The sequence below is a fragment of the Streptomyces sp. CB02923 genome (assembly GCF_001905005.1).
Lineage (GTDB): Bacteria > Actinomycetota > Actinomycetes > Streptomycetales > Streptomycetaceae > Streptomyces.
In genome coordinates this window covers 313,284-338,597 of the sequence record NZ_LWKZ01000026.1, presented here as the reverse complement: position 1 = coordinate 338,597, position 25,314 = coordinate 313,284, and the positions used below count along the sequence as shown (strand labels likewise).

Sequence of the window (25,314 nt, the reverse complement as noted above, 5' to 3'; positions counted from 1 at the left end):
ACATCCACCATTCCACGCAGGGACAATGCGGAATTGTTCAAATTTTTATTTGACGAGCTTCCTGGCGGGTGGCGCCGAATTCTTCGGAGGGGTTGAGGAGCGATGGTGTCTGACGTACATGGTGTGCGCCTGCCGGTGTCGGCTGCCCAGCGCGAGATCTGGCTGGCTCAGCGGCTGGACCCGGAAAGCGCGCTCTACCGGGTCGGCGAGTACGTGGAAATCGGCGGGCCGGTCGATCCGGTGGCGTTCGAAGCGGCGCTGCGGCAGGCCGTCGCGGAGGCCGAACCGCTGCACGCGCGGTTCCTTGAGGCCGACGGCGTCCTGGGGCAGGTCCTTGAGCCGGTCTCCGGCTGGGCCTTCCCGGTGCTGGACACCAGTGACGAGGCGGACCCGCGCTCGGCTGCCGAAGTCTGGATGCGGGCAGAGCTGGCCCGGCCGATGGACCCGGCGCGCGGCCCGCTGTTCTCCTATGCCCTGTTCCGGCTGGGACCGGAGTCGTTCATCTGGTATCAGGGCTACCACCACATCGTGCTGGACGGCTTCGGCTGGGCACTGTTCGCGCGGAGGGTGGCCGAGCTGTACACCGCACAAGCCGCCGGGCTGCCCGCCGGACCGTGCGGCTTCGGCTCCCTGCAACTGCTGCTGGAGCGGGACGCGCACTACCGCGCCTCCGGCGAGTGCGCAGCGGACCGGCACTACTGGGCACAGCGTTTGGCCGACCTGCCCGAACCAGCCAGGCTCGCCGGCCGGCCGGCCCAGCCACCGCAGCGGGTGCTGCGCCACACCGTCGTTCTGTCACCGACAGCGGCAGAACGGCTGCGGGGTACGGCGCGCCGGGCCGACGTGCGCCCCTCCGCCGTGGTGATCGCGGCGACGGCCGCCTACCTGCACCGCCTGACCGGGGCTCAGGACGTCCTCCTCGGCCTGCCGGTGACGGCCCGAACCGACGCCGCGCTGCGCAGCCTCCCGGGCATGATCTCCAATGTGTTGCCGCTGCGAGTGGAGGTGCGCGCACAGACGCCCGTGTCCGAGCTGGTACGGCAGGTATCGCAAGAGGTCCGCCAGTTGTTGCGGCACCAGCGCTACCGGGGTGAGGACCTGCTTCGGGACCTCGGCCTGCCCGGCGGCATCAGAGATTTCCTGGGTCCGCGGATCAACTTCCTGTCCTTCGACTACGTCCTGCGCTTCGCCGGACATCGCGCCACGGCACACAACCTGTTCAACGGCTCGGTCGAAGACCTTTCGATCACTGTGTACGACTGGTCCGCGGGCGGGGGAGTGCGGATCGACCTGGAGGCGAACCCCACCCTGTACAGCGCGGACGACCTGGCCGCCCACCACCGGCGTCTCTCCCTCCTGTTGGAGGCTTTCGCCGCGGATCCGGACCAGCTGATCGGCGGCATCGACCTGCTCGCCCCGGATGAGCGCGTCCGGCTGCTGTCCGCCCCGCACGACACCGCCTGTCGGGTGCCCGCAGCCACGCTGCCCCAGCTGTTCGAAGCCCAGGTGGCACGCACTCCGGACGCGGTGGCCGTGCGGGCAGGCGAGGAGCAGCTCACCTACGCACAGTTGGAGGCGCGGGCCAACCGGCTGGCCCGTCTGCTGATCGCCCGCGGTGCGGGGGCGGAGTGCAGGGTGGCGCTGGCGCTGCCCCGCTCGGTGCAGATGGTCACCGCGGTGCTGGCCGTCCTCAAAGCCGGCGCCGCCTACCTCCCCCTCGACCCGGACTACCCGGCCGAACGCCTGGCGTTCATGCTGGGTGACGCCGCCCCCGCGCTGCTGGTCACGGTCGGTGAGACCGTCGGCGGGCTGCCCCCGACCGCCGTTCCCCACCTCGTCCTCGACGACCCCAACACCGCCCAGGCCCTGGCCGCCCGTCCCGGTACCGTCCTGGCCGACGCCGACCGCACCCACCCCCTCACCCCAGCTCACCCCGCCTACGTGATCTACACCTCCGGCTCCACCGGCACCCCCAAAGGCGTGCTGGTCACGCATCAGAACGTGGTGCGGTTGTTCGGTGCCACCAAGGAAGAGTTCCGCTTCGGTACGGAGGACACCTGGACGCTGTTTCATTCGTATGCGTTCGACTTCTCGGTGTGGGAAATGTGGGGGGCGCTGCTGCACGGTGGCCGTCTGGTGGTGGTGCCCTATGCGGTGAGCCGGTCGTCGCTGGAGTTTCTGCGGCTGCTGGCCGCTGAGCGGGTCACGGTGCTCAGCCAGACGCCGTCGGCGTTCTCCGCACTGATGCAGGCCGACCTGGATCACCCGGCGCTGGGAAGGGCGTTGGCCTTGCGCACGGTGGTCTTCGGCGGTGAAGCCCTGGAGCTCGGCCGCCTGGCTGCCTGGTATGCGCGTCACCCCGACGAGGCTCCCACGCTGGTCAACATGTACGGCATCACCGAGACCACGGTGCATGTCACCCACGTCACGCTGGAGCGTCACGATGCGGTCGCGGGGGCGGGCAGCCTCATCGGCACCGCTCTGGCGGATCTGCGTGCCTATGTGCTGGACGCGGGGTTGCAGCCGGTGCCGGTGGGCGTGCCCGGTCAGTTGTATGTGGCGGGTGCGGGGCTGGCGCGTGGTTATCTGAACCGGCCCGGTCTGACCGGGCAGCGGTTCGTGGCTGATCCGTACGGGCCGGCGGGGGCGCGGATGTATCACACGGGGGATGTGGTGCGTCGGCGGGCGGACGGCCGGCTGGAGTTCCTCGGCCGGGCCGACGACCAGGTCAAGGTCCGTGGTTTCCGTATCGAGCCGGGTGAGGTGATCGCCGCTCTGGTGGCCCACCCGCAGGTGGGCCGGGCGGCGGTGGTGGTACGCGAGGACCGCCCCGGCGACAAGCGGCTCGTCGGCTACGTCGTGCCCGATGGAGAGGCCGGCGTCGATCCGGCCGCGGTGCGGTCCTTCATCGCCGGGCGATTGCCGCAGTACATGATGCCTGCGGCAGTGGTGCCCCTTGAAGCGTTGCCGCTGACGGCCAACGGCAAGCTGGACCGCCGCGCCCTGCCCGCCCCGGGCCTCGCCCTCTCCGTGGCGTCGCGGGGGCCGCGTACCCCGGCCGAAGAGGTGCTGTGCGGTCTGTTCGCCCAGGTGCTGGGCCTGCCCGCGGTCGGGGCCGAGGAGGGCTTCTTCGATCTGGGCGGGGACAGCATTCTGGCGATTCAGCTGGTGGCGCGGGCGCGGTCGGCGGGGCTGGTGATCACGCCGCGGGATGTTTTTGCCCATCAGACGGTGGCTGGGCTGACGGCCGTCGCCGCGGTGTCTGTGGTGGGGGATGCCCCGGGCCGGGGCGGGGTGCCGGTGGGGGATGAGGGGGTTGGCGAGGTCGGGCCGACGCCGATTGCGGAGTGGTGGCGGCAGTGGGGCGGTCCGGTCGACGGGTTCTGTCAGGCGATGCTGGTCGGGGTGCCGGCAGGGGCGGGTCTGGAGCGGCTCGCCGGGGCGGTGCAGGCCCTGGTCGATCACCACGACGCGCTGAGGTCCCGGCTGGTGGTCCGGCCGGAGGGGGGCTGGTCGCTGATGGTCGCCCCGCCGGGGACGGCCGGGGCCGGTGCGTGGGTGCGCCGGGTGGAGACGGCCGGGTGGGACGACGAGCATCTGCGGGAGGTGGTGGCTGAGGAGTTCGCGACGGCTCGGGCGGGGTTGGAGCCGCGGACGGGGGTGATGCTGCGGGCGGTGTGGTTCGACCCGGGGCCGGCTCGGGCGGGGCGACTGCTGCTGGTCATTCACCATCTGGTGGTCGACGGAGTGTCCTGGCGGATTCTGCTGCCGGACCTGCAGGCCGCGTGGGATGCGGTGATGGCTGATGGGCCGGTGGTGCTGGCGCCGGTGGGTTCTTCGGTGCGGTGCTGGGCGGGTCTGCTGGCGGCCGAGGCACGCAGTGCGCGGCGGGTGGACGAGCTGCCGGTGTGGCGAGAGATCCTGCGGGACGCCGGGGCGCTGCTGCCGGAACGGGGGGTGGAGGCGGAGCAGGATGGGGCCGACAGGACCGGGCGTCTGACCTTCACCATGTCGGCCGAGTCGACTGCTGCGGTGCTGACTCGGGTGCCGGCCGCCTTCCACGCGGGTGTCCAGGACGTGCTGCTGGCCGCCCTCGCTGTCGCCATGGGGGACTGGCGGCGGCGCCGTGGTGAATCGGCCGGTGCGGTGGTAGTGGATGTGGAGAGCCACGGCCGGCATGAGGGACTGGCTGCGGGTGTGGACCTGTCGCGCACGGTGGGCTGGTTCACGAGCCTGTATCCGGTCCGGCTGGATGCGGGAGAGCTGAGCGGGGAGCAGGTGGAGGCGGGTGGGGCTGCCCTGGGGCGGGCGGTCAAGCGGGTCAAGGAGCAGTTGCGTGCGGTGCCCGGTGACGGTCTGGGATTCGGGCTGCTGCGTCATCTGAATCCCGAGACCGCTCCCCGGTTGGCCGATCTGCCCGTCCCGCAGGTGGGGTTCAACTACCTGGGCCGCCTGGGCGCACCCGGTGGTGGGGAATTCTGGGCGCCGGTGGCCGACGAGCTGGGCGCGGTGCTGGGCGGGGGCGGGGATTCGGGGATGCCCTTGCCGCATGCTCTGGAGGTCAATGCGCACACCCGTGAGAGGCCTGCCGGACCGCGGTTGGTGGCGGAATGGGCTTGGGCGAGTGCCCTGCTGGAGGAGCAGGAAGTCGCCGAGCTGGCGCAGGCGTGGTTCGCCGTGCTGGAGGCGATCATCACGTGCGTCGACAACGGCGCAGGCGGGCTGACCCCCTCGGACACGCCGCTGGTGCAACTGACCCAGAACCAGATCGAGCACCTGGAGGCGCCCCGCACCCAGCACGACGGGCAACCGCAGGCTGCCGGGCCGGGGCTGGCCGACGTCTGGCCGTTGACTCCGTTGCAGGAGGGGCTGCTCTTCCACGCTCTCTACGACACCGATGTCGCGGACGTCTACAACGTCCAGCTGGCCTTGGATCTGGAGGGGCCGTTGGATGCGGCGACGTTGCGGGTGGCTGGTCAGGGGTTGCTGGAGCGGCATGCCACTCTGCGGGCCGGTTTCCACCACGAGGGGCTGGAACGGCCGGTGCAGGCCATCCCCCGCCGCGTCGCCCTGCCATGGCAGGAGCATGACCTGAGCGGGCTGGAGCCGGCCGCCCAGCAAGCCGAACTGGCTGAGCTGGAGGGCGCCGACCGGCCCCGCCGGTTCGATCTGGTCGCCGGTCCGCTGCTGCGCATGACGCTTGTCTGCTTGGCTCCCGGTCGCTTTCGATTGCTCCTGACCAATCACCACCTGTTGCTGGACGGCTGGTCGACGCCCGTACTCCTGCGGGAGCTGTTCGCCCTCTACGCCGCTGGTGGAGAGGGGGCCGGGCTGGGCCCGGCTCCCCGCTACCGGGAGTTCCTGGCCTGGCGAGCCGGACAGGACCAAGCAGCCGCCAAGGCCGCCTGGCAAGAGGTGCTCGCCGGTCTGGACGGCCCCACCCGCATCGCCTCCGCAGCCGGCCCTGCCCATGTCCCGCAGCAGCCCCGGCGTGTCATCCGTGAGCTGCCCGCCGAACTCACCACCACACTCCAGGTCGCCGCCCGCGCCCATGGCCTGACAGCCAACACGCTCCTCCAGGGCGCCTGGGCCGTCCTGCTCGGTCACCTGACCGGCCGCACCGATGTCGTCTTCGGTACCACCGTGTCTGGACGCGATCCGCAGATTCCCGGCGTGGAGACCATGGTCGGTCTGCTGATCAACACGGTGCCGGTACGCGTACGCCTCCACCCGGCCGAACCCCTGACCGCACTCCTGACCCGCCTCCAGGATGAACAGTCCCAGCTGATCGCCCACCAGCATCTCGGCCTGACCGACCTCCACCGCCTGAGCGGCCACCCCGAACTGTTCGACACCCTCCTCGTCTTCGAGAACTACCCCCTGGACACCGCCGCCCTCCAGCCGGCCGGCACCGGCCTGCACGTCACCGGCATCCAGAGCCGCGACACCACCCACTACCCCCTCAGCCTCATCGCTGTCCCCGGACCACGCCTCCATCTGCGACTGGACTACCGCCCCGACACCTTCGACCGGGTTGCCATCGATACCCTGCTCGACCGGTTCCAACGTCTTCTGACCGCCTTCGCAGCCGACCCGGACCAATCCATCGGGCAGATCGATCTCCTCACCCCCGCCGAGCGCAGCCAACTCGTGAACGGCTGGAACGACACCGCCCACGAGCTTCCCCGCACCACGGTGCCGCAGCTTTTCGAGACCCAAGCCGCCCGCACGCCCGCGGCCGCCGCGGTGATCTGCGGCGAAGAGGAACTCAGCTACGCGCAGCTGGAGGCCCGGGCCAACCGGCTGGCCCGATGGCTGATCGCACGAGGTGCGGGACCGGAACGCATCGTGGCGCTGGCACTGCCCCGCTCGGCGCAACTCATCACCGCGCTGCTGGCCGTCCTCAAAACCGGCGCCGCCTACCTCCCCCTCGACCCCGACCACCCTCCAGCACGCACCACGCACATGCTGGAGGACTCTCAGCCGCTCTGCGTCCTGGCTGATGCGGAAACCGTGCCGGCCCTCCCAGACGCTGGGGTGCCCGTGTGCCTTCCCGCTACCGGGGACCTGGCCGATATCCCGGCCTCCGCCATCACCGACACCGACCGGAACCGGCCCATCCATCCCCGTCATCCCGCCTATGTGATCTACACCTCCGGTTCCACCGGAACCCCCAAAGGCGTCACCATCGAGCACGCCTCCCTGGTGAACCGCTTGCTGTGGATGCAGAGTACGTACGCGCTCTCCGAGCACGACCGTGTGCTCCAGAAGACGCCGGCGACGTTCGACGTCTCCGTCTGGGAGTTCTTCTGGCCCCTGTCCGTCGGCGCCACACTCGTCGTAGCCCGCCCCCATGGGCACGAGGACCCGAAGTACCTCGCTGAACTCGTCCGAGCCACCTCCGTCACCGCCCTGCACTTCGTCCCGTCGATGCTGCGGGTGTTCATCGACGAAGCGAGTGCCGCACGGTGCGAGAGCATCCGCCTGGTCGTCACCAGCGGCGAAGAGTTGGCACCGGACCTTGTGACACGCGTGGGCGCCACCCTCGACGCGCATCTGTACAACCTCTACGGCCCCACCGAGACCACCATCGACGTCACCGCCTCCACCGTCCTTCCGGCTCGTCACACCGGAGCGGTACCTATCGGCAGCCCGGTGTGGAACACCCGGGTGTACGTGTTGGACGCGGGGCTGCGACCGGTGCCGGTGGGTGCTCCCGGCGAGCTGTACGTGGCGGGCACGCAGTTGGCCCGCGGGTATCTGAACCGGCCCGGCCTGACCGCGCAGCGGTTTGTGGCTGATCCCTTCGGACCGCCCGGCGGGCGGATGTACCGGACCGGGGATGTGGCATGTCGGCGGGCGGACGGGCAGCTGGAGTTTCTGGGACGCGTGGATGAGCAGGTCAAGATCCGTGGCTTCCGGATCGAGCTGGGCGAGATCGAGGCCGCGCTTGCCGCGCATACCCGGGTCACCCACGCGGCAGTGGTGGTGCGCGAGGACCGTCCCGGTGACCAACGCCTGATCGGCTATGTCGTCCCCACTGACACCACCGATGTCACTGAGCTGGAGTCATCCGCCCTACGGGCCTTCGTCGGTGAGCGGCTGCCGCAGTACATGGTGCCCGCGACGGTAGTGCCCCTGGACAGCCTGCCGCTGACGGTCAACGGGAAACTCGACCGCCGCGCCCTGCCCGCTCCCGACTACGACGCGGCTTCCGTATCACGAGGTCCGCGCACAGCGGCCGAGGAAATCCTGTGCGGCCTGTTCGCCGAGGTCCTGGGCCTGCCCGCCATCGGGGCCGAGGACAACTTCTTCGACCGGGGCGGACACTCCCTCCTCGCCACCCGTCTCATCGCCCGAGTACGCACCACCTTCGGCGTCGAGCTCCAGGTCCGTACCTTCTTCCAGGCTCCCACTCCAGCCGGACTCACCCAGGAACTCCCAGGGGCCGGGGCAGCGCGACCGGCCCTGGCGCCTGTCTCCCGGCCCGACACACTCCCCTTGTCCTTCGCCCAGCAACGACTGTGGTTCCTGCACCGCCTGGAAGGGCCTTCCCCCACCTACAACATCCCTCTGGCAGTGCGCCTGACCGGTCAGCTGAACAGGGAGGCGCTCCAGAACGCACTGGCGGACGTGACCGAACGCCACGAGAGTCTGCGCACCCTCTTCCCCGACACCGCCGGAGTACCGCGCCAGCAGCTGCTCGACGCCTGCTGCGCCCGGCCGTCGCTGGAGGTGGTCAGCGTCGGCGAGGGCGGCCTGGAGGCGGAGCTGACGGCAATGGCGCGGCGCCCGTTCGACCTGGCGGCCGAGCCGCCCTTGCGGGCACAGTTGCTCGCGCTCGGCCCCGACGAACACGTGCTGCTGGTGGTGGTGCACCACATCGCTGCCGACGGATGGTCGATGGGCCCGTTGTCCCGTGATCTCACCACCGCGTACGCGGCCAGGTGCCTCGGGGAAGCCCCCGCCTGGCATCCGCTGCCGGCGCACTACGTCGACTACACCCTGTGGCAGCACCAACTCCTCGGTGCCCCGGACGCCCCGGACAGCCTGCTCGCCACCCAGCTCACGTACTGGAAACAGGCACTGGCGGGAGTGCCCGAGCGCATCTCCTTGCCGGTCGACCGGCCCCACCCACCGCAGGCGTCCCACCACGGGGAAAACCTCACGTTTCAGTGGGAACCAGAGCTGCACGCCGGACTGACCGGGCTGGCTCGGGCCTGTCGGGCGAGCGTGTTCATGGTGGTGCACGCCGGGCTGGCTGCGCTGCTGAGCCGCCTGGGGGCAGGCGCCGATATCCCCATCGGCGTTCCGATCGCCGGGCGCACCGACCAGGCGCTGGACGACCTCGTCGGCTTCTTCGTCAACACCCTGGTGCTGCGTGTGGACACCTCCGGCCGCCCCACCGTCCGGGAGCTCGTCGCGCGAGTACGTGAGCGAAGCCTGGACGCCTATGCCCACCAGGACGTCCCCTTCGAGCACCTCATCGAGGCCCTCGACCTGCCCCGCTCACTCGCCCACCACCCGCTGATCCAGACCATGCTCGCCTGGCAGAACATCGGGAGCACCGGGCTGGAACTGCCCGGCCTGCAGTCCCGCACGGTGCCGGTGGCGACCGGCACCGCCCAGATGGACCTGGCCTTTTCCCTGTCCGAGCGCCCCGCCCCTGATGGGACACCGGCCGGCATCGAGGGCACGATCGCGTACAACACCGACCTGTTCGACCGGGCGACCATCGAGACCGTCCTCGACCGCCTGCACCGACTGCTGACGGCATTCGCTGCGGCTCCTGAGCAACGAATCGGTGACATCGACCTGCTCACCCCCGTCGAGCGCCACCAACTCCTGACTGAGGGGAACACCACCGCCCACGAACTGCCCGCGACCACGCTGCCTCAGTTGTTCGAGGCCCAGGCCGCGCGCACCCCTGACGCGATCGCCATCCGGGCAACGGACGAACAGCTCACCTACACGCAACTGGACTCCCGGGCCAACCGCCTGGCCCACCTGCTGATCGCTCATGGGGCGGGGCCGGAGCACATCGTGGCGCTGGTACTGCCCCGCTCGGCGCACCTGATCACCTCCACGCTGGCCGTCCTGAAGACCGGCGCTGCCTTCCTGCCCGTCGACCCTGACTACCCACCGGAACGCATCGCGTTCATGCTGCGCGAGGCCACCCCCACCCTGCTGGTCACCCTCGATGAGACCGCCGACAGGCTGCCCCGGACCACCGTTCCCCACCTGATCCTGGACGACCCGGCCACCGCCGAAGCCCTGACCGCCTGCCCGGACTCCGCACCGGACGATGACGACCGCGCCGGCCCCCTCACCTCGGCGCACCCCGCCTACCTGATCTACACCTCGGGTTCCACCGGGCGGCCCAAGGGGGTGCTGGTCCGTCATGGCGGCATCGCCGGCCTTGCCGCCGCGCAGATCGAACGGTTCCGGATCGAGGCCGACAGCCGGATTCTTCAGTTCGCCTCACCCAGTTTCGACGCGTCGGTCTCGGAGTTGTGTACGGCACTGCTGTCAGGCGCTGCGTTGGTGCTGGCGCCGTCCGCGACCCTGCTCGCGGCGTTGGCCGACCCAGATGTGGGCGTGACCCATGTGACGCTGCCGGCGTCGGTGTTGGCGGCGTTGGAGGACGACGGGCTGTCGCCGTCGGTGTCGACGCTCGTGGTGGCGGGTGAGGCGTGTTCGCCGGAGTTGGTGTCCAGGTGGTCGTCGGGTCGGCGGATGATCAATGCTTATGGTCCGACGGAGTTCACGGTGTGCGCGACGATGAGTGGTCCGTTGTCTCCGTCGCTGCGGGTGCCGCCGATTGGTCGGCCGGTCGCGTATGCCCGTGCGTATGTTCTGGACGGGGGGTTGCGGTTGGTGCCTTCGGGTGTGGCGGGGGAGTTGTATGTGGCGGGTGCGGGGTTGGCGCGTGGTTATCTGAAGCAGCCGGGTGTGACCGGTCAGCGGTTCGTCGCCGACCCTTATGGCCCGTCGGGGTCCCGTATGTACCGCACTGGAGATCTGGTGCGTCGGCGGGCGGACGGACAGCTGGAGTTTCTCGGCCGGACCGACGACCAGGTGAAAGTACGCGGATTCCGCATCGAACCCGGCGAGGTGGCCACCGCCCTGGCAGCGCATCCGCAGGTGGGCCGGGCAGCCGTGGTGGTGCGCGAGGACCGTCCTGGTGGCAAACGACTGGTCGGCTATGTGGTCCCCACGGAAGGGGCGGTGCTGGAGCCGGCCGTGGTCCGCGCCTTTGTCGCCGGGCGTTTGCCGCAGTACATGGTGCCTGCGGCGGTAGTGCCCCTGAATGCACTGCCGCTGACGGCCAACGGCAAGCTGGACCGCCACGCCCTGCCCGCCCCGGAATACGGTGCGGCCTCGGTCCCGCAGGGGCCGCGCACAGCGGCCGAAGAGATTCTGTGCGGCCTGTTCGCCCAGGTCCTGGGCCTGCCCACGGTGGAGGTCGAGGACAGCTTCTTCGAGCTGGGCGGGCATTCGTTGTTGGCCACCCGTCTGATCGCCCGCGTACGGGTGGCCTTCGGTGTCGAGTTGCAGGTGCGCACCCTCTTCCAGACGCCCACCCCGGGCGGCCTGGCCCGGGAAGTGGAGGGCGCCGGGGTAGCACGGCCCGCCCTGGTCCCGGTGCCCCGGCCGGAAACACTGCCGCTGTCCTTCGCCCAACGGCGACTGTGGTTCCTGCACCACCTGGAAGGACCCTCTCCCACCTACAACATCCCCCTGGCGATGCGGTTGTCCGGCGGGTTGGAGGTGGAGGCCCTGCGGAACGCGCTGGGGGACGTGGTCGAGCGGCACGAGGCGTTGCGCACCACCTTCCCCGATACCGCCGGCGTGCCGTGCCAGCTGGTGCTTGACGCGAACGTGGCCCGCCCCCGGATGGCGGTCGTGGAAAGCCGCGAGGCCGACCTGTCAGATCGGTTGACCGTGGCGGCTCGCCACCAGTTCGACCTGACAGCCGAACCACCGGTTTGGGCACGGTTGTTCGCACTGGCGCCGGACGAGCATGTGCTGTTGGTCGTGGTGCATCACATCGCCGGTGACGGCTGGTCGATGAGGCCGTTGTCGCGCGACCTCACCACCGCTTACGCCGCACGATGCCGAGGCGAGGATCCTGACTGGGTGCCGTTGCCGGTGCAGTATGCCGACTACACCCTGTGGCAGCACGACCTCCTCGGCGACGAGGGCGACAGCAACAACCTGATCGCCACACAGCTTGCCTACTGGAAGAGGACCTTGGCAGGGCTGCCCGAGTGCATCGTCCTGCCGACCGATCGGCCACGTCCCGCGGTGGCGTCCTACCGCGGCGACCACATCCCGGTCGAGCTGACTGCGGAGTTGCACGCCGGGCTGACTGCTGTAGCGCGTCGGTCGGGGGCCAGTCTGTTCATGGTGCTACAGGCGGGGCTTGCGGCATTGTTCACCCGGTTGGGTGCGGGCACCGACATCCCGATCGGCAGTCCGATCGCCGGGCGCACCGACCAGGCGCTGGATGATCTCGTCGGCTTCTTCGTCAACACCTTCGTCCTGCGCACCGACACCTCGGGCGACCCGACCTTCACCGAGTTGCTCATCCGTGCGCGGGAGGGCTCGCTGGCCGCCTACGCCCATCAGGACATCCCCTTCGAGCATCTTGTCGATGTCCTCAACCCGACCCGCTCACTGTCGCACCACCCCTTGTTCCAAACCATGCTGGCGTTGCAGAACGCCCCCGCGGGCACCTTCGAACTGCCCGGCCTTCACCTGTCCGTCCTGCCGGCACCGACCCGTACCGCCAAGTTCGACCTCGGCTTCGGCCTGTCCGAACGACACAACCCGGACGGCACTCCTCAGGGCATCTTCGGGATCATCGAATACGCCACCGACCTGTTCGACCCCTCCACCGTCGAAACCCTTCTCGCCCGCTGGACGCGCCTGCTCGAAGCTGTGGTCGCCGATCCCGACCGGCCTATCAGCGTAATCAATCTGCTCTCCATCGACGAACGTCACCAACTGCTGGAGAACTGCGACAACACCGCGGCCCCGGTCCCCGTCACCACCTTGCCTGCATTGTTTGAAGCTCAGGTGGCGGAAACGCCCGATGCGGTAGCGCTGATGTCCGCAGGTGACGTCTGGTCCTATTGCGAGCTGAATGCCTGGGCCAATCAGTTCGCGCATGCCTTGATCGCTCAAGGTGTCGGTCCGGAGCAGATTGTCGCGTTGCAGCTGCCTCGTTCACCTGAGCTGGTGGCGGCGATCCTTGGGGTGTTGAAGGCAGGGGCAGCGTATCTGCCGGTGGACCCGGATTATCCGGCTGCCCGGATCGCGTTCATGCTCGGCGACGCTCGACCGGTACTGGTAGTTGACCGACTGGAGAACGTCAGGAACGAGGAAGCCGGCCCGCAGACGAACCCAGGTGTTGCGTTGAGTTCGCAGCATCCGGCGTACGTGATCTACACCTCTGGTTCCACCGGCACCCCCAAGGGGGTGGTCGTGAGCCACACGGGAATCGCCGGCCTGGTCGCGGCACACGTCGAACGGCTTGGGGTCAACTGCGACAGCCGCGTTCTCCAATTCGTCTCCCCCAGTTTCGACGTATCGTTCTCGGAATTGTGTACGGCACTGTTGTCGGGCGCCACACTGATGTTGGTGCCGTCCGGATCTCCGCTGACGGCATTGGCCGACCCGGATTCGGGCGTGACGCACGCGATGTTGCCGTCCTCTGTGCTGGCGGCCTTGCCGGAGGACGGCGTGCCGCCTTCGGTGACATTGGTCGTGGGGGGAGATGCCTGTTCGCCGGAGTTGGTGTCCAGGTGGTCGTCGGGTCGGCGGATGATCAATGCTTATGGTCCGACGGAGTTCACGGTGTGCGCGACGATGAGTGGTCCGTTGTCTCCGTCGCTGCGGGTGCCGCCGATTGGTCGGCCGGTGGCGCATGCCCGTGCGTATGTTTTGGACGGGGGTTTGCGGTTGGTGCCTTCGGGTGTGGCGGGGGAGTTGTATGTGGCGGGGGCGGGGTTGGCGCGTGGTTATCTGAATCGGCCGGGTGTGACCGGTCAGCGGTTCGTCGCTGACCCTTATGGCCCGTCGGGGTCGCGTATGTACCGCACTGGAGATCTGGTGCGCCGACGGGCGGACGGACAGCTGGAGTTTCTCGGCCGGACCGACGACCAGGTGAAAGTACGCGGATTCCGCATCGAACCCGGCGAGATCGAAGCAGTGCTCACCGACCACCCCGAAATCACCCGGGTCGCGGTGATCGCCCGGCAGGACCAGCCGGATCGGCCGGACGACAAGCGCCTGGTCGCCTACTTCGTGACCGGGAACGGCACCCGTCGCCACCGCGACAACCGGCTGGAGCAAGACCACGTCCGAGAGTGGCGGGATATCTACGACACACTTCCAGCTACCTGGAACCAGGCGGATTTCGGCGAGAATTTCTCCGGATGGAACAGTAGTTACGACGGCAGCCCGATTCCGGTCGAGCACATGCGGGAATGGCGCGACGGGGCCGTGGCACGCATCCTGGCACTGCGCCCCCACCACGTACTGGAAGTCGGCGTCGGCAGCGGACTGCTGCTCTCCCGGATCGCACCGCACTGCGCAACCTACTGGGCCACCGATTTCTCTGCCACGGCCGTCAACACCTTGGCCGACCAGGTGGACCAGCACTCCGAACTGGCCGAACGGGTCGTGCTGCGCACACAACCCGCACACGACACCAACGGACTGCCGGCCGGCATGTTCGACACCGTCATCCTGAACTCGGTCGTCCAGTATTTCCCCACCACCGACTACCTCGTCGACGTACTCACCCGGACACTCCGGCTACTCGCCCCTGGCGGCACCCTGTTCATCGGTGACGTACGCAACCTACGGCTGCAGCGGGCCCTGACCACCGCCGTGCAGCTGCACAAAGCCGATCCCGCCACCAACTTGCCGACCTTGCGCCGCACAGTGGAGCAGGCCCTCCTGTCCGAAAGGGAACTCCTGATCGCCCCGGAGTTCTTCACCACGCTGCAAGCCCACTGTGACGACGTCGCCGGCGTCTCCATCCAGACCAAACGCGGTAAACACCGCAACGAACTCTCCCGATACCGCTACGACGTCACCCTGCACAAACACCCGATCACTCCGCTTCCTCTCAAGGAACCGGACAAGCTTGTCTGGGGACGGCACGTCGAGGGGCTGAGCGAGTTGAGTGAGTTCCTCACGACGCGACGTCCAGCTCGACTGCGGATCACCGGAGTGCCGAACCACCGCGTCGTACGAGAAACCGCTCTGGCAAAGGCAGTACTGGCCGACGACACCCCGGTCGCGGACCTGCTGGCCCAGCTGCACGCCACGAACGACGATCACGAGAACCTCATCGATCCCGAGGCATTCCACGGCCTCGCGCAGCAATGCGGCTACTGGGCCGGCATCACCTGGTCTTCCACCACCGAAGACACGGTGGACATCGTGCTCGGCGACACGACGCGGATGCCGTCAGCCATCCTCACCGACCTGTGCCCACCACCCGGTGGTACCACCGGGACGCTGTTGTCATCGCTGACGAACAACCCGACGGGTCTCCGCGAAACCAGCGCGCTGATCAACGAGTTGCACGACCACCTGCGGACACGGCTCCCCGACTACATGATGCCCGCCACGTTCGTCCGCCTGGACGCGTTGCCGTTGACCCCCAACGGAAAACTCGACCGCAGCGCACTCCCGGCTCCGGAACGGGGTGCCGCCGGGACCAGCCGAGCACCAAGGACGTCACAGGAACAACTGCTCGCCGACATGTTCGCCGAGGTTCTGGGCCTGCCCGCGGTCGGGGCCGAGGAGGGTTTCTTCGATCTGGGCGGGGACAGCATCCTGGCGATTCAAGTGGTGGCGCGGGCACGAGCGGCAGGCATGGTGATCACCCCGCGGGATGTCTTCGCCCACAAGACGGTGGCCGGTCTGGCCGCGGTGGCTACGCAACAGGACCACAACGAGACTCCGACAGCCGCGGATGTGGGAATCGGTGACATCGCGCCGACGCCGATTGCGGAGTGGTGGCGGCAGTGGGGCGGCCCGGTCGACGGGTTCTGCCAGGCGATGCTGGTGGAGGTGCCGGCAGGGGCGGGCCTGGAGCGGCTCGCCGGGGCGGTGCAGGCCCTGGTCGATCACCACGACATGCTCAGGTCCCGGCTGAACATCGGGCCGCAGGGAAGCTGGGCCCTGGAAGTACCTCCCCCCGGAGCAACCCCCGCCGAAGGGTGGATTCGCCGTGTGCAGACGGCCACACCGGACGACGACAGTCTCCGGGCGGTGATGGCCGAACAGTTCACGGAGGCCCGTGCGAGGCTGGCCCCGCAGGCGGGGGTCATGCTCCAGGCCGTGTGGTGCGATGCGGGGCCGGCCCGGCCTGGCCGATTGCTGCTGGTGATCCACCATCTGGTGGTTGACGGAGTCTCCTGGCGGATTCTGCTTCCCGACCTGCAAGCCGCCTGGCACGGAGCGTCAGCCGGCCGGCCCGCACCCCTGCACCCGGTGGGCACCTCGGTACGCCGCTGGGCCGACCTGCTCACCACCGAGGCCCACCGCCCTGAACGGGCAGCCGAACTGCCGGCATGGAGGCGAATCCTGCAAGACGCCGAGCCTCTGTTTTCCGGCCAGGCCCCAGGAACCGGGCGGAACGTGACCGGCACCGCCGCACAGCTGACGCTCACCCTGCCGACCGAACCGACCGCTGCGCTGCTGACCCGGGTGCCGACCGCCTTCCACGCCGGCGTCCAGGACGTGCTGCTGGCCGCTCTCGCCGTGGCACTGGGGCAGTGGCGACGCCACGGCAGTCAGAAGGGCGGGACGGTGGTGGATGTGGAGAGCCACGGCCGGCACGAACACCTGGCCGCAGGCGTGGACCTCTCCCGCACGGTGGGCTGGCTCACCAGTAGCTACCCGGTCCGGCTGGAAGCCGGGGAGCTGACCCCGCAGCAGATGAAGGCCGACAGGGCTGCGCTGGGACGGGCGGTCAAACGCGTAAAGGAACAACTGCGCGCGGTGCCCGGCGATGGCCTGGGCTACGGGCTGCTGCGCTACCTCAACCCCGAGACCGCAGCTCAGCTGGCCGACCTGCCTGCCGCGCAAGTGGGATTCAACTACCTCGGCCGCCTGGGCACACCCGGGGACCAGAGGCTGTGGACGCCAGTGGCCGACGAGACGGGTGCGGTAGTAGGTGAGGACGGGGATACGGGAATGCCGCTGCCCCACCCACTGGAGGTCAACGCACTTACCCACGACGGCCCCGCCGGCCCGCAGCTGATGACCACCTGGTCCTGGGCGAGTGCCCTGCTGGAGGAGCAGGAAGTCGCCGAGCTGGCGCAGGCGTGGTTCGCCGTGCTGGAGGCCATCATCACGTGCGTCGACAATGGCGCGGGCGGGCTGACTCCCTCGGATGTGCCGTTGGTGCAACTGACCCAGGACCAGATCGAGCACCTGGAGGCGCCCCGCACCCAGCACGACGGGCAACCGCAGGCTGCCGGGTCGGGGCTGGCCGACATCTGGCCGCTGACTCCGCTGCAGGAGGGGCTGCTCTTCCACGCCCTCTACGACACGCAGGCCACGGACGTGTACGCCGTGCAGCTGGTCCTGGAGCTGGAGGGGCCGTTGGACGCGGCGGCGTTGCGGGCGGCCGGTCAGGGGGTGCTGGAGCGGCACCCCAACCTGCGGGCCGGTTTCCACCACCAGGGACTGGGCCGGCCGGTACAGACCATCCCCGGCCGCGCCACCCTGCCGTGGCAGGAGCACGACCTGGGCGGGCTGGACCCGGCCGCCCAGCGAGTCGAACTGGCCGAGCTGGAGGGCGCCGACCGGGCCCGCCGGTTCGATCTGGTCGCCGGTCCGCTGCTCCGTATGACGCTCATCCGCCTGGCCCCCCGCCGTCACCGACTACTCCTCACCAACCACCACTTGTTGCTGGACGGCTGGTCGACGCCGGTACTCCTGCGGGAGCTGTTCGCCCTCCATGCTGCTGGTGGAAATGGTGCCGGGCTGGGCCCGGCTCCCCGATACCGGGATTTCCTGGCCTGGCGGGCCGGGCAGGACCGGACAGCCGCCGAAGCCGCCTGGCGGCAGGCGCTGGCGGACCTGGACGGACCCACCCTCATCGCCCCGGCAGCCGACCTCGCCCGCACCTCACAACCACCCCAGCGGATGGTCCGCGAGCTGCCCGCCGAACTCACCGCTGCTCTCCAGACCACCGCCCGCACCTACGGCCTCACACTCAACACCCTTCTCCAGGGCGCCTGGGCCGTCCTGCTCAGCCACCTGACCGGCCACAATGACGTGGTCTTCGGCGTCACCGTGTCGGGACGCGATCCGCAGATCCCCGGCGTGGAGACCATGGTCGGTCTGCTGATCAACACGGTGCCGGTGCGCGTACGCCTCCACCCGGCCGAACCCCTGACCGCACTCCTGACCCGCCTCCAGGACGAACAGTCCCAACTGATCGCCCACCAGCATCTCGGCCTGACCGACCTCCACCGCCTGACTGGCCACCCCGAACTGTTCGACACTCTCCTCGTCTTCGAGAACTACCCCCTCGACGCCACTGCCCTCCAGCCGGCCGACACCGGCCTGCACGTCACCGGCATCCGGGGCCACGACGCCACCCACTACCCCCTCAGCCTCACCGCCGTGCCGGGGCCACACCTGCATCTGCGTCTGGACCACCGACCCGAGATCTTCGACCGGACTACCATCGAGACCGTCCTCGACCGGCTGGAACGCCTCCTGACCGCCGTTGCCACCACACCGCACCAACCCATCGGCCGGATCGATCTCCGCACCCCCACAGAACGTCACCAACTGCCGGCCGACTGGAACACCACTGCCCCGGAAATCCCGGCAGCCGCTCTGCCGCAGCTCTTCGAAGCCCAGGTGGCCCGTACTCCGGACGCGGTAGCCGTGCGGGCAGGCGAAGAGCGGGTGACTTACGCGCAGTTGGATGCCCTTGCGAACCGTCTGGCCCAGCGGCTCATCGCCACCGGAGCAGGGCCGGAACGTGTCGTGGCGCTGGCGCTGCCCCGCTCGGCGCAACTGATCACCGCGCTGCTGGCCGTCCTCAAAGCCGGGGCTGCCTACCTGCCCCTCGACCCGTCCCACCCCGACGAACGCCTGGCGTTCCTGCTCCATGACGCCGCTCCTGCCCTGCTGATCACCACCGGTGAGATCGCCGGCGGGCTCCCACGAACCACCGTTCCCCTCCTGGTCCTGGATGCCCCCACCACCGTCGAAGCGCTGGCTGCCTGCCCCGAAACCGCCCCGGCCGACCTCGGCCGCACCCCTCTCCCCACTCCGGCACACCCCGCCTACGTGATCTACACCTCCGGCTCCACCGGCACCCCCAAAGGCGTTGTCGTGCCGCACGCGGGCCTGACGAATTTCCTGGCCGCGATGCGGGAGCACTTCCCGATGGGAGAAGGCGACCGGCTGGTGGCGGTGACGACCGTAGCGTTCGACATCGCCGCCCTGGAGCTGTATCTGCCGCTGATCAGCGGTGCGTGCGTGGTGATCGCCGCACGGGAGTCGGTACAGGACCCCCCGGCCTTGGCCGAACTGGTCGCGGCGGCCGGAGCCACCATCATGCAGGCCACGCCGAGCCTGTGGCAGGCACTACTGGCAGCCGACAGCGAGGCCGTACGCGGTGTGCGGCTGCTCGTCGGCGGGGAAGCGTTGCCGGCCGGCCTGTCGGCGGAGCTGCAGCAGGTCGCAGGACACGTGACCAACCTGTACGGCCCGACGGAGACCACCATCTGGTCGACCGTGGCGGACCTCGACGGGCAGACCGGTGCGCCGCCTATCGGCCGGCCGGTTGCACATACCCGTGTCCATGTGCTGGACGCGGCCCTGCGAGCGGTGCCTCCGGGTATCGCGGGGGAGCTGTATATCGCTGGGGCGGGGCTGGCGCATGGTTACCTGAACCGGCCCGCTCTGACCGGTCAGCGGTTCGTCGCCGACCCGTTCGGCCCGGCCGGGGCTCGCATGTACCGCACGGGCGACCTCGCGCGCCGGCGCGCGGACGGACAGCTGGAATTCCTCGGACGGGCCGACGACCAGGTCAAGATCCGCGGATTCCGCATCGAGCCGGGTGAGGTCCAGGCCGTCCTGGCCGCCCACCCGCAGGCGGCCCAGGCAGCGGTAGTGGTGCGGGAGGAATCCCCCGGCGACAAACGCCTCATCGGCTACGTCGTGCCCGCCAACGGGGTCGCGCTGAACCCGGTCGAGGTACGGGCGTTCACCGCCGAACGGCTTCCGCAGTACATGGTGCCCGCGGCCGTGGTGGCCCTGGACGCCCTGCCCCTGACAGCCAACGGCAAACTCGACCGCAGTGCCCTGCCCGCTCCGGACGTCGGCGCGGCCTTGTCCTCGCGAGGGCCCCGTACAGCGGCCGAGGACGTGCTGTGCGGTCTGTTCGCCCAGGTTTTGGAGCTGCCCACCGTCGGGGCCGACGACAACTTCTTCGACCTGGGCGGACACTCCCTCCTCGCCACCCGCCTCGTCGCCCGGACCCGCACCGTCTTCAACGTCGAACTTCAAGTACGCACCCTCTTCCACGCCCCCACGCCGGCCGGACTGGCCCGAAAGCTGGAAGGCGCCGCGGCGGCACGGCCGGCCCTGGCGCCAGCACCCCGGCCCCGAACGTTGCCGCTGTCCTTCGCCCAACGACGCCTCTGGTTCCTCCATCACCTGGAAGGCCCTTCCCCCACCTACAACATCCCCCTGGCCATGCGGTTGACCGGTGAACTGGACGTGCTGGCCCTGCGGACCGCACTGAGCGACGTCGTTGGACGCCACGAAAGCCTGCGCACCGTATTCCCCGACACCGCGGGAGTGCCACGCCAGCAAGTGCTCCACCCGGACGACGCCCGTCCACCACTGGAGACGGTCACGATCAGCCGGGACGAGCTGGAAGCGGCTCTGGCCGCGGCTGCCCGGCACCCGTTCGATCTCACCGTTGAGCCGCCGGTGTGGGCGCAGTTGTTGACGCTCGCGCCGGATGAGCACGTCCTGCTGGTCGTGGTGCACCACATCGCCGGTGACGGCTGGTCCATGGGCCCGTTGTCACGCGATCTCACCACCGCGTACGCCGCCCGGTGCCACGCCGAGGAACCTGACTGGGCCCCGCTGGCGGTGCAGTACGCCGACTACACGCTCTGGCAACGTGACCTCCTCGGCGACCAGAACGACCCCGACAGCCTGATGGCCGCGCAACTCGCGTACTGGACCGATGCGTTGTCCGGCCTGCCCGGCCAACTCTCGTTGCCGACCGACCGGCCGCGTCCGGCGGTGGCGTCCTACCGTGGCGACCACCTCACCGTCGAGCTGACTCCCGAGCTCCACGCCGGGCTGGCCGGCCTGGCACGCCAGGCAGGCGCCAGTCTGTTCATGGTGCTCCAGGCGGGACTTGCGGCGCTGTTCACCCGACTCGGCGCGGGGACGGACATCCCGATCGGCAGTCCGATCGCCGGACGCGCGGACCAGGCCCTGGACGATCTCGTCGGCTTCTTCGTCAACACCTTCGTCCTGCGCACCGACACCTCGGGCGACCCGTCCTTCACCGAACTGCTCACCCGGGTACGGGAGAACTCCCTCGCCGCCTACGCCCATCAGGACATCCCCTTCGAGCGCCTCGTCGAGGCCCTCAACCCCACCCGCTCCCTGGCCCACCACCCCTTGTTCCAGTCCATGCTGGCCTTGCAGAACGCGCCCACAGGCACCTTCGAACTGCCCGGCCTCCACGTGTCCGTCCTGGCGGCACCCACCAGTACCGCCAAATTCGACTTGGGCTTCAGCCTCTTCGGACGGCACAACCCGGATGGCACACCTCATGGCATCTCCGGGATCGTCGAATACGCCACCGACCTGTTCGACCCCTCCACCGTCGAAACCCTCATCGCCCGCTGGACACGACTGCTGGAAGCCGTAGCAGCCGACCCTGACCGGCCGCTCGGCGCCATCGACGTGCTCTCCGCCGACGAGCGTCACCGACTGCTGGTCGACCGGAACGACACCGCGGCCCCGGTTCCCGTCGCCACTCTGCCGACGTTGTTCGAGGCTCAGGTGCGAGCCCATCCGGACGCGGTAGCAGTGGTGTGCGGGGACACCGCGGTCACCTACAAGGAACTCCGCACACGGGCGAACCGGATGGCGCACGCCTTGATCGCCCAGGGTGTGGGTCCGGAGCAGACGGTCGCGTTGATGTTGCCTCGTTCACCTGAGCTGGTGGTGGCGATCCTTGGGGTGCTGAAGGCGGGAGCGGCGTATCTGCTGGTGAATCCGGAGTATCCGGAGGCCCGGATCGCGTTCACTCTCGAAGACGCGCGGCCCGCGCTGCTGGTCGATGATCCTGAGACCGTCATGGCGACGGACCGGTACCCGGATACCGCCCCCGTCGTCCCCGTGACACCGCAGCATCTGGCCTACCTGATCTACACCTCGGGTTCCACCGGGCGACCCAAGGGGGTGCTGGTCAGCCATGGCGGCATCGCCAGCCTCGCTGCCGCGCAGGCCGAACGGTTGCGGATCGAGGCCGGCAGCCGGATTCTCCAGTTCGCTTCGCCCAGTTTCGACGCATCATTCTGGGAGCTGTGCATGGCGTTGTTGTCCGGCGCGACGCTGGTGTTGGCGCCCTGCGGATCTCCGCTGACGGCGTTGGCCGACCCGGGGCAGGGCGTGACACATGTGACGTTGCCACCGTCGGTCTTGGCGGCGCTGGGGCAGGACGGGCTGTCGCCGTCGGTGTCGACGCTCGTGGTGGCGGGTGAGGCGTGCACACCGGAGTTGGTCTCCAGGTGGTCATCGGGCCGCCGGATGTTCAACGCCTACGGTCCGACCGAGACCACGGTGTGTGCCACGATGAGCGATCCGCTGTCCCCCTCGCTCCAGACGCCACCGATCGGCCGGCCCATCACCAACAGCCGGGTCTACGTGCTCGACCCGGGACTCCAACCCGTACCCGCCGGTGCGGCAGGGGAGCTGTATATCGCGGGTGCGGGGTTGGCGCGCGGCTATCTGAACCAGCCCGGCTTGACCGGGCAGCGGTTCGTGGCCGACCCGTACGGGCGGACGGGGTCCCGGATGTATCGCACGGGCGACCTGGTGCGCTGGCGCGCGGACGGGGAGCTGGAGTTCGTCGGGCGGGTGGACGACCAGATCAAGGTGCGCGGTTTCCGCATCGAACCGGGAGAGATCGAGGCGGTACTGGCCACCCGTCCCGACATCGCCCAGACGGCAGTCGTCGCCCGCCAGGACCGGGACGACGACACACGGCTCACCGCCTACGTGGTGGTCGCCAAGGGAGACTCCCGACAGGTTCGGGACGTGGAGCTGGAACAAGAACATGTCACTGAGTGGCGGGAGACCTACGAGTCACTTCCCGCCGCATCCGACCCAGCGGCCTTCGGTGAGGACTTCGCCGGATGGAACAGCAGCTACGACGGACATCCGATCCCCGTCGAGCACATGCGCGAATGGCGCGACGAGACCGTGACAAGGATTCTGGCACTGGACCCTCGACGGGTCCTGGAAGTCGGCGTCGGCAGTGGACTGCTGCTGTCCCGGATCGCGCCGCACTGTGAAACCTATTGGGCCACCGACTTCTCCGCCCCAGCGATCAACGCGCTGGCCGGCCGGGTAAGCCAGGACCCCGAACTCGCCGAACGCGTCGTACTGCACACCCGACCCGCACATCACACCGACGGCCTGCCCCACGGCACGTTCGACACCGTCATCCTCAATTCCGTCGTCCAGTACTTCCCCACCACCGGCTATCTCGTCGACGTACTCACCCAGGCCCTACGACTGCTCGCCCCCGGCGGAACGGTCTTCATCGGCGACGTACGCAATCTCCGACTCCTCAGGACACTGGTCACCGCAGTACAGCTCCACAAAGCCGACCCCACCACCGACCTGCCGACCCTGCACCGCGCCGTCGAGCAAGCCCTCCTCAGCGAAAAAGAACTCCTCATCGACCCGGAGTTCTTCGCCACGCTCCAGGACCAGGCCGACGACATCGCCGGAGTCACCCTCCAGACCAAACGCGGCAAGCACCACAACGAACTGACCCGCTACCGCTACGACATCACCCTGCACAAACACCCCATCACCCCGCTGCCACTCGACGCGGCGACCGAGCTCAGCTGGGGCCGGCAGATCGACGGGCTGCCCGCGCTACGTGACGTGCTGACCGTGCAGCGTCCGAACCGGCTTCGGATCACGGGAGTGCCGAACAGCCGCGTCGTACGCGAAACCTGCCTGGCGCAGGCCCTGCAGGCGGGCGGTACTCCGCTCGCGGAACTGCTGGATCGGCTGCACGCCCCGCACGACGACGGTCTCGTCGACCCCGAAGCGTTCCACGACCTCGCGCGGCAAAGCGGCTACTGGGCGGGCATCACCTGGTCCGCTGCCTCCGAGGACACCGTGGACATCGTCTTCGCCGACACCGCACCGACACCGTCAGCCATTCCCCTCGACCTGTACCAGCCACGCGTCACCGCCGGCACGTCACTGTCATCGTGGACGAACAACCCGACAGCCCTCCGCGAAAGCAGCGCGCTGATCGACGAGTTGCGCGACTACCTCCGCGAGCGGCTGCCCGACTACCTTGTGCCATCGGCGTTCATCAAGCTCGACGCATTGCCGTTGACCGCCAACGGAAAACTGGACCGCAACGCGCTGCCGGCTCCGGCACCGCGCTCCGCCGGGACCGGCCGAGCGCCGAGGTCACCACAGGAGCAGCTGCTCGCCGAGTTCTTCGCCGAGGTGCTGGGCCTGCCCGCGGTGAGTGTCGACGACGGGTTCTTCGAGCTGGGCGGGCACTCCCTGTTGGCCACCCGCCTGATCGCCCGTGTACGGGCGGCCTTCGGCGTCGAGTTGCCGGTCCGCGCCCTCTTCCAGACCCCCACTCCGGCGGGCCTGGCCCAGGCGATGGACACCAGCCCGTCCGGACGAGGGCTGGAGGTCCTGCTGCCGCTACGCCCCCATGGCAGCCGACCGGTGCTGTTCTGCGTCCATCCGGCCGGGGGGATCAGCTGGCCCTACGCCGGGCTGATGCGTCATCTCGGCCCGGAGCATCCGCTCTACGGGCTCCAGGCACGGGGGCTGGCCGGTCCGGAAGCTCTCCCGGCCTCGCTGGAAGAGATGGCCGCCGACTACCTGGAGCAGATCCGCACGGTCCAGCCGTCCGGGCCCTACCACCTGCTCGGCTGGTCCTTCGGCGGTGTCGCGGCCCATGCCCTGGCCACCCGGCTCCGAGACGAGGGCGAGGAGGTCGCCCTGCTGACCCTGCTGGACGCCTACCCACCCGGCCTGGAATCCGGCGAGGAGATGCCCTCGCTCAGCGAGCGGAACATCCTCGCCGCCTTCCTCGACATCGCCGGCTACGGCGGGGAAACCCTGCCCGCGCAAGAGCTGGACCTCGATCGCATGGTGGAAATCCTGCGCCGCGAGGGCGCCGTACCGACGGAACTCCTGGAAGAGCGGACCCTGGCGGCTCTCACCGCCGTTGTCAACAACAACATCCGGCTGCAGCGGGGATTCACCCCTGGCCGGTTCGACGGCGACCTGCTGCTGTTCGGCGCCACCCAGCCGTCCCCCAGCGCCCCGCCCGGCGTCCGCCTGACGCCGCAGCTGTGGCAGCCGTACGTCGACGGCAGGATCACCCTCCACACCGTCGCCAGCAGGCACGAACGCATGATGCGGCCCGAGGCGCTGGCCCAGCTCGGGCCCATCCTGACCGCCGCACTCGACCGCACCAACCGGCACCGTCCCACCCCAGGGAGCTGAGAC

Annotated in this window: 1 protein-coding gene; it reads left to right on the top strand. The window is 69.3% G+C overall.

Annotated features, from left to right (window positions below; all coding sequences use genetic code 11):
• Window positions 1-105: 105 nt before the first annotated feature.
• Complete coding sequence (locus A6A06_RS33085; protein WP_242441076.1) at window positions 106-25,311, top strand: non-ribosomal peptide synthase/polyketide synthase; 25,206 nt, start codon at window positions 106-108, stop codon at window positions 25,309-25,311.
• Window positions 25,312-25,314: the final 3 nt, after the last annotated feature.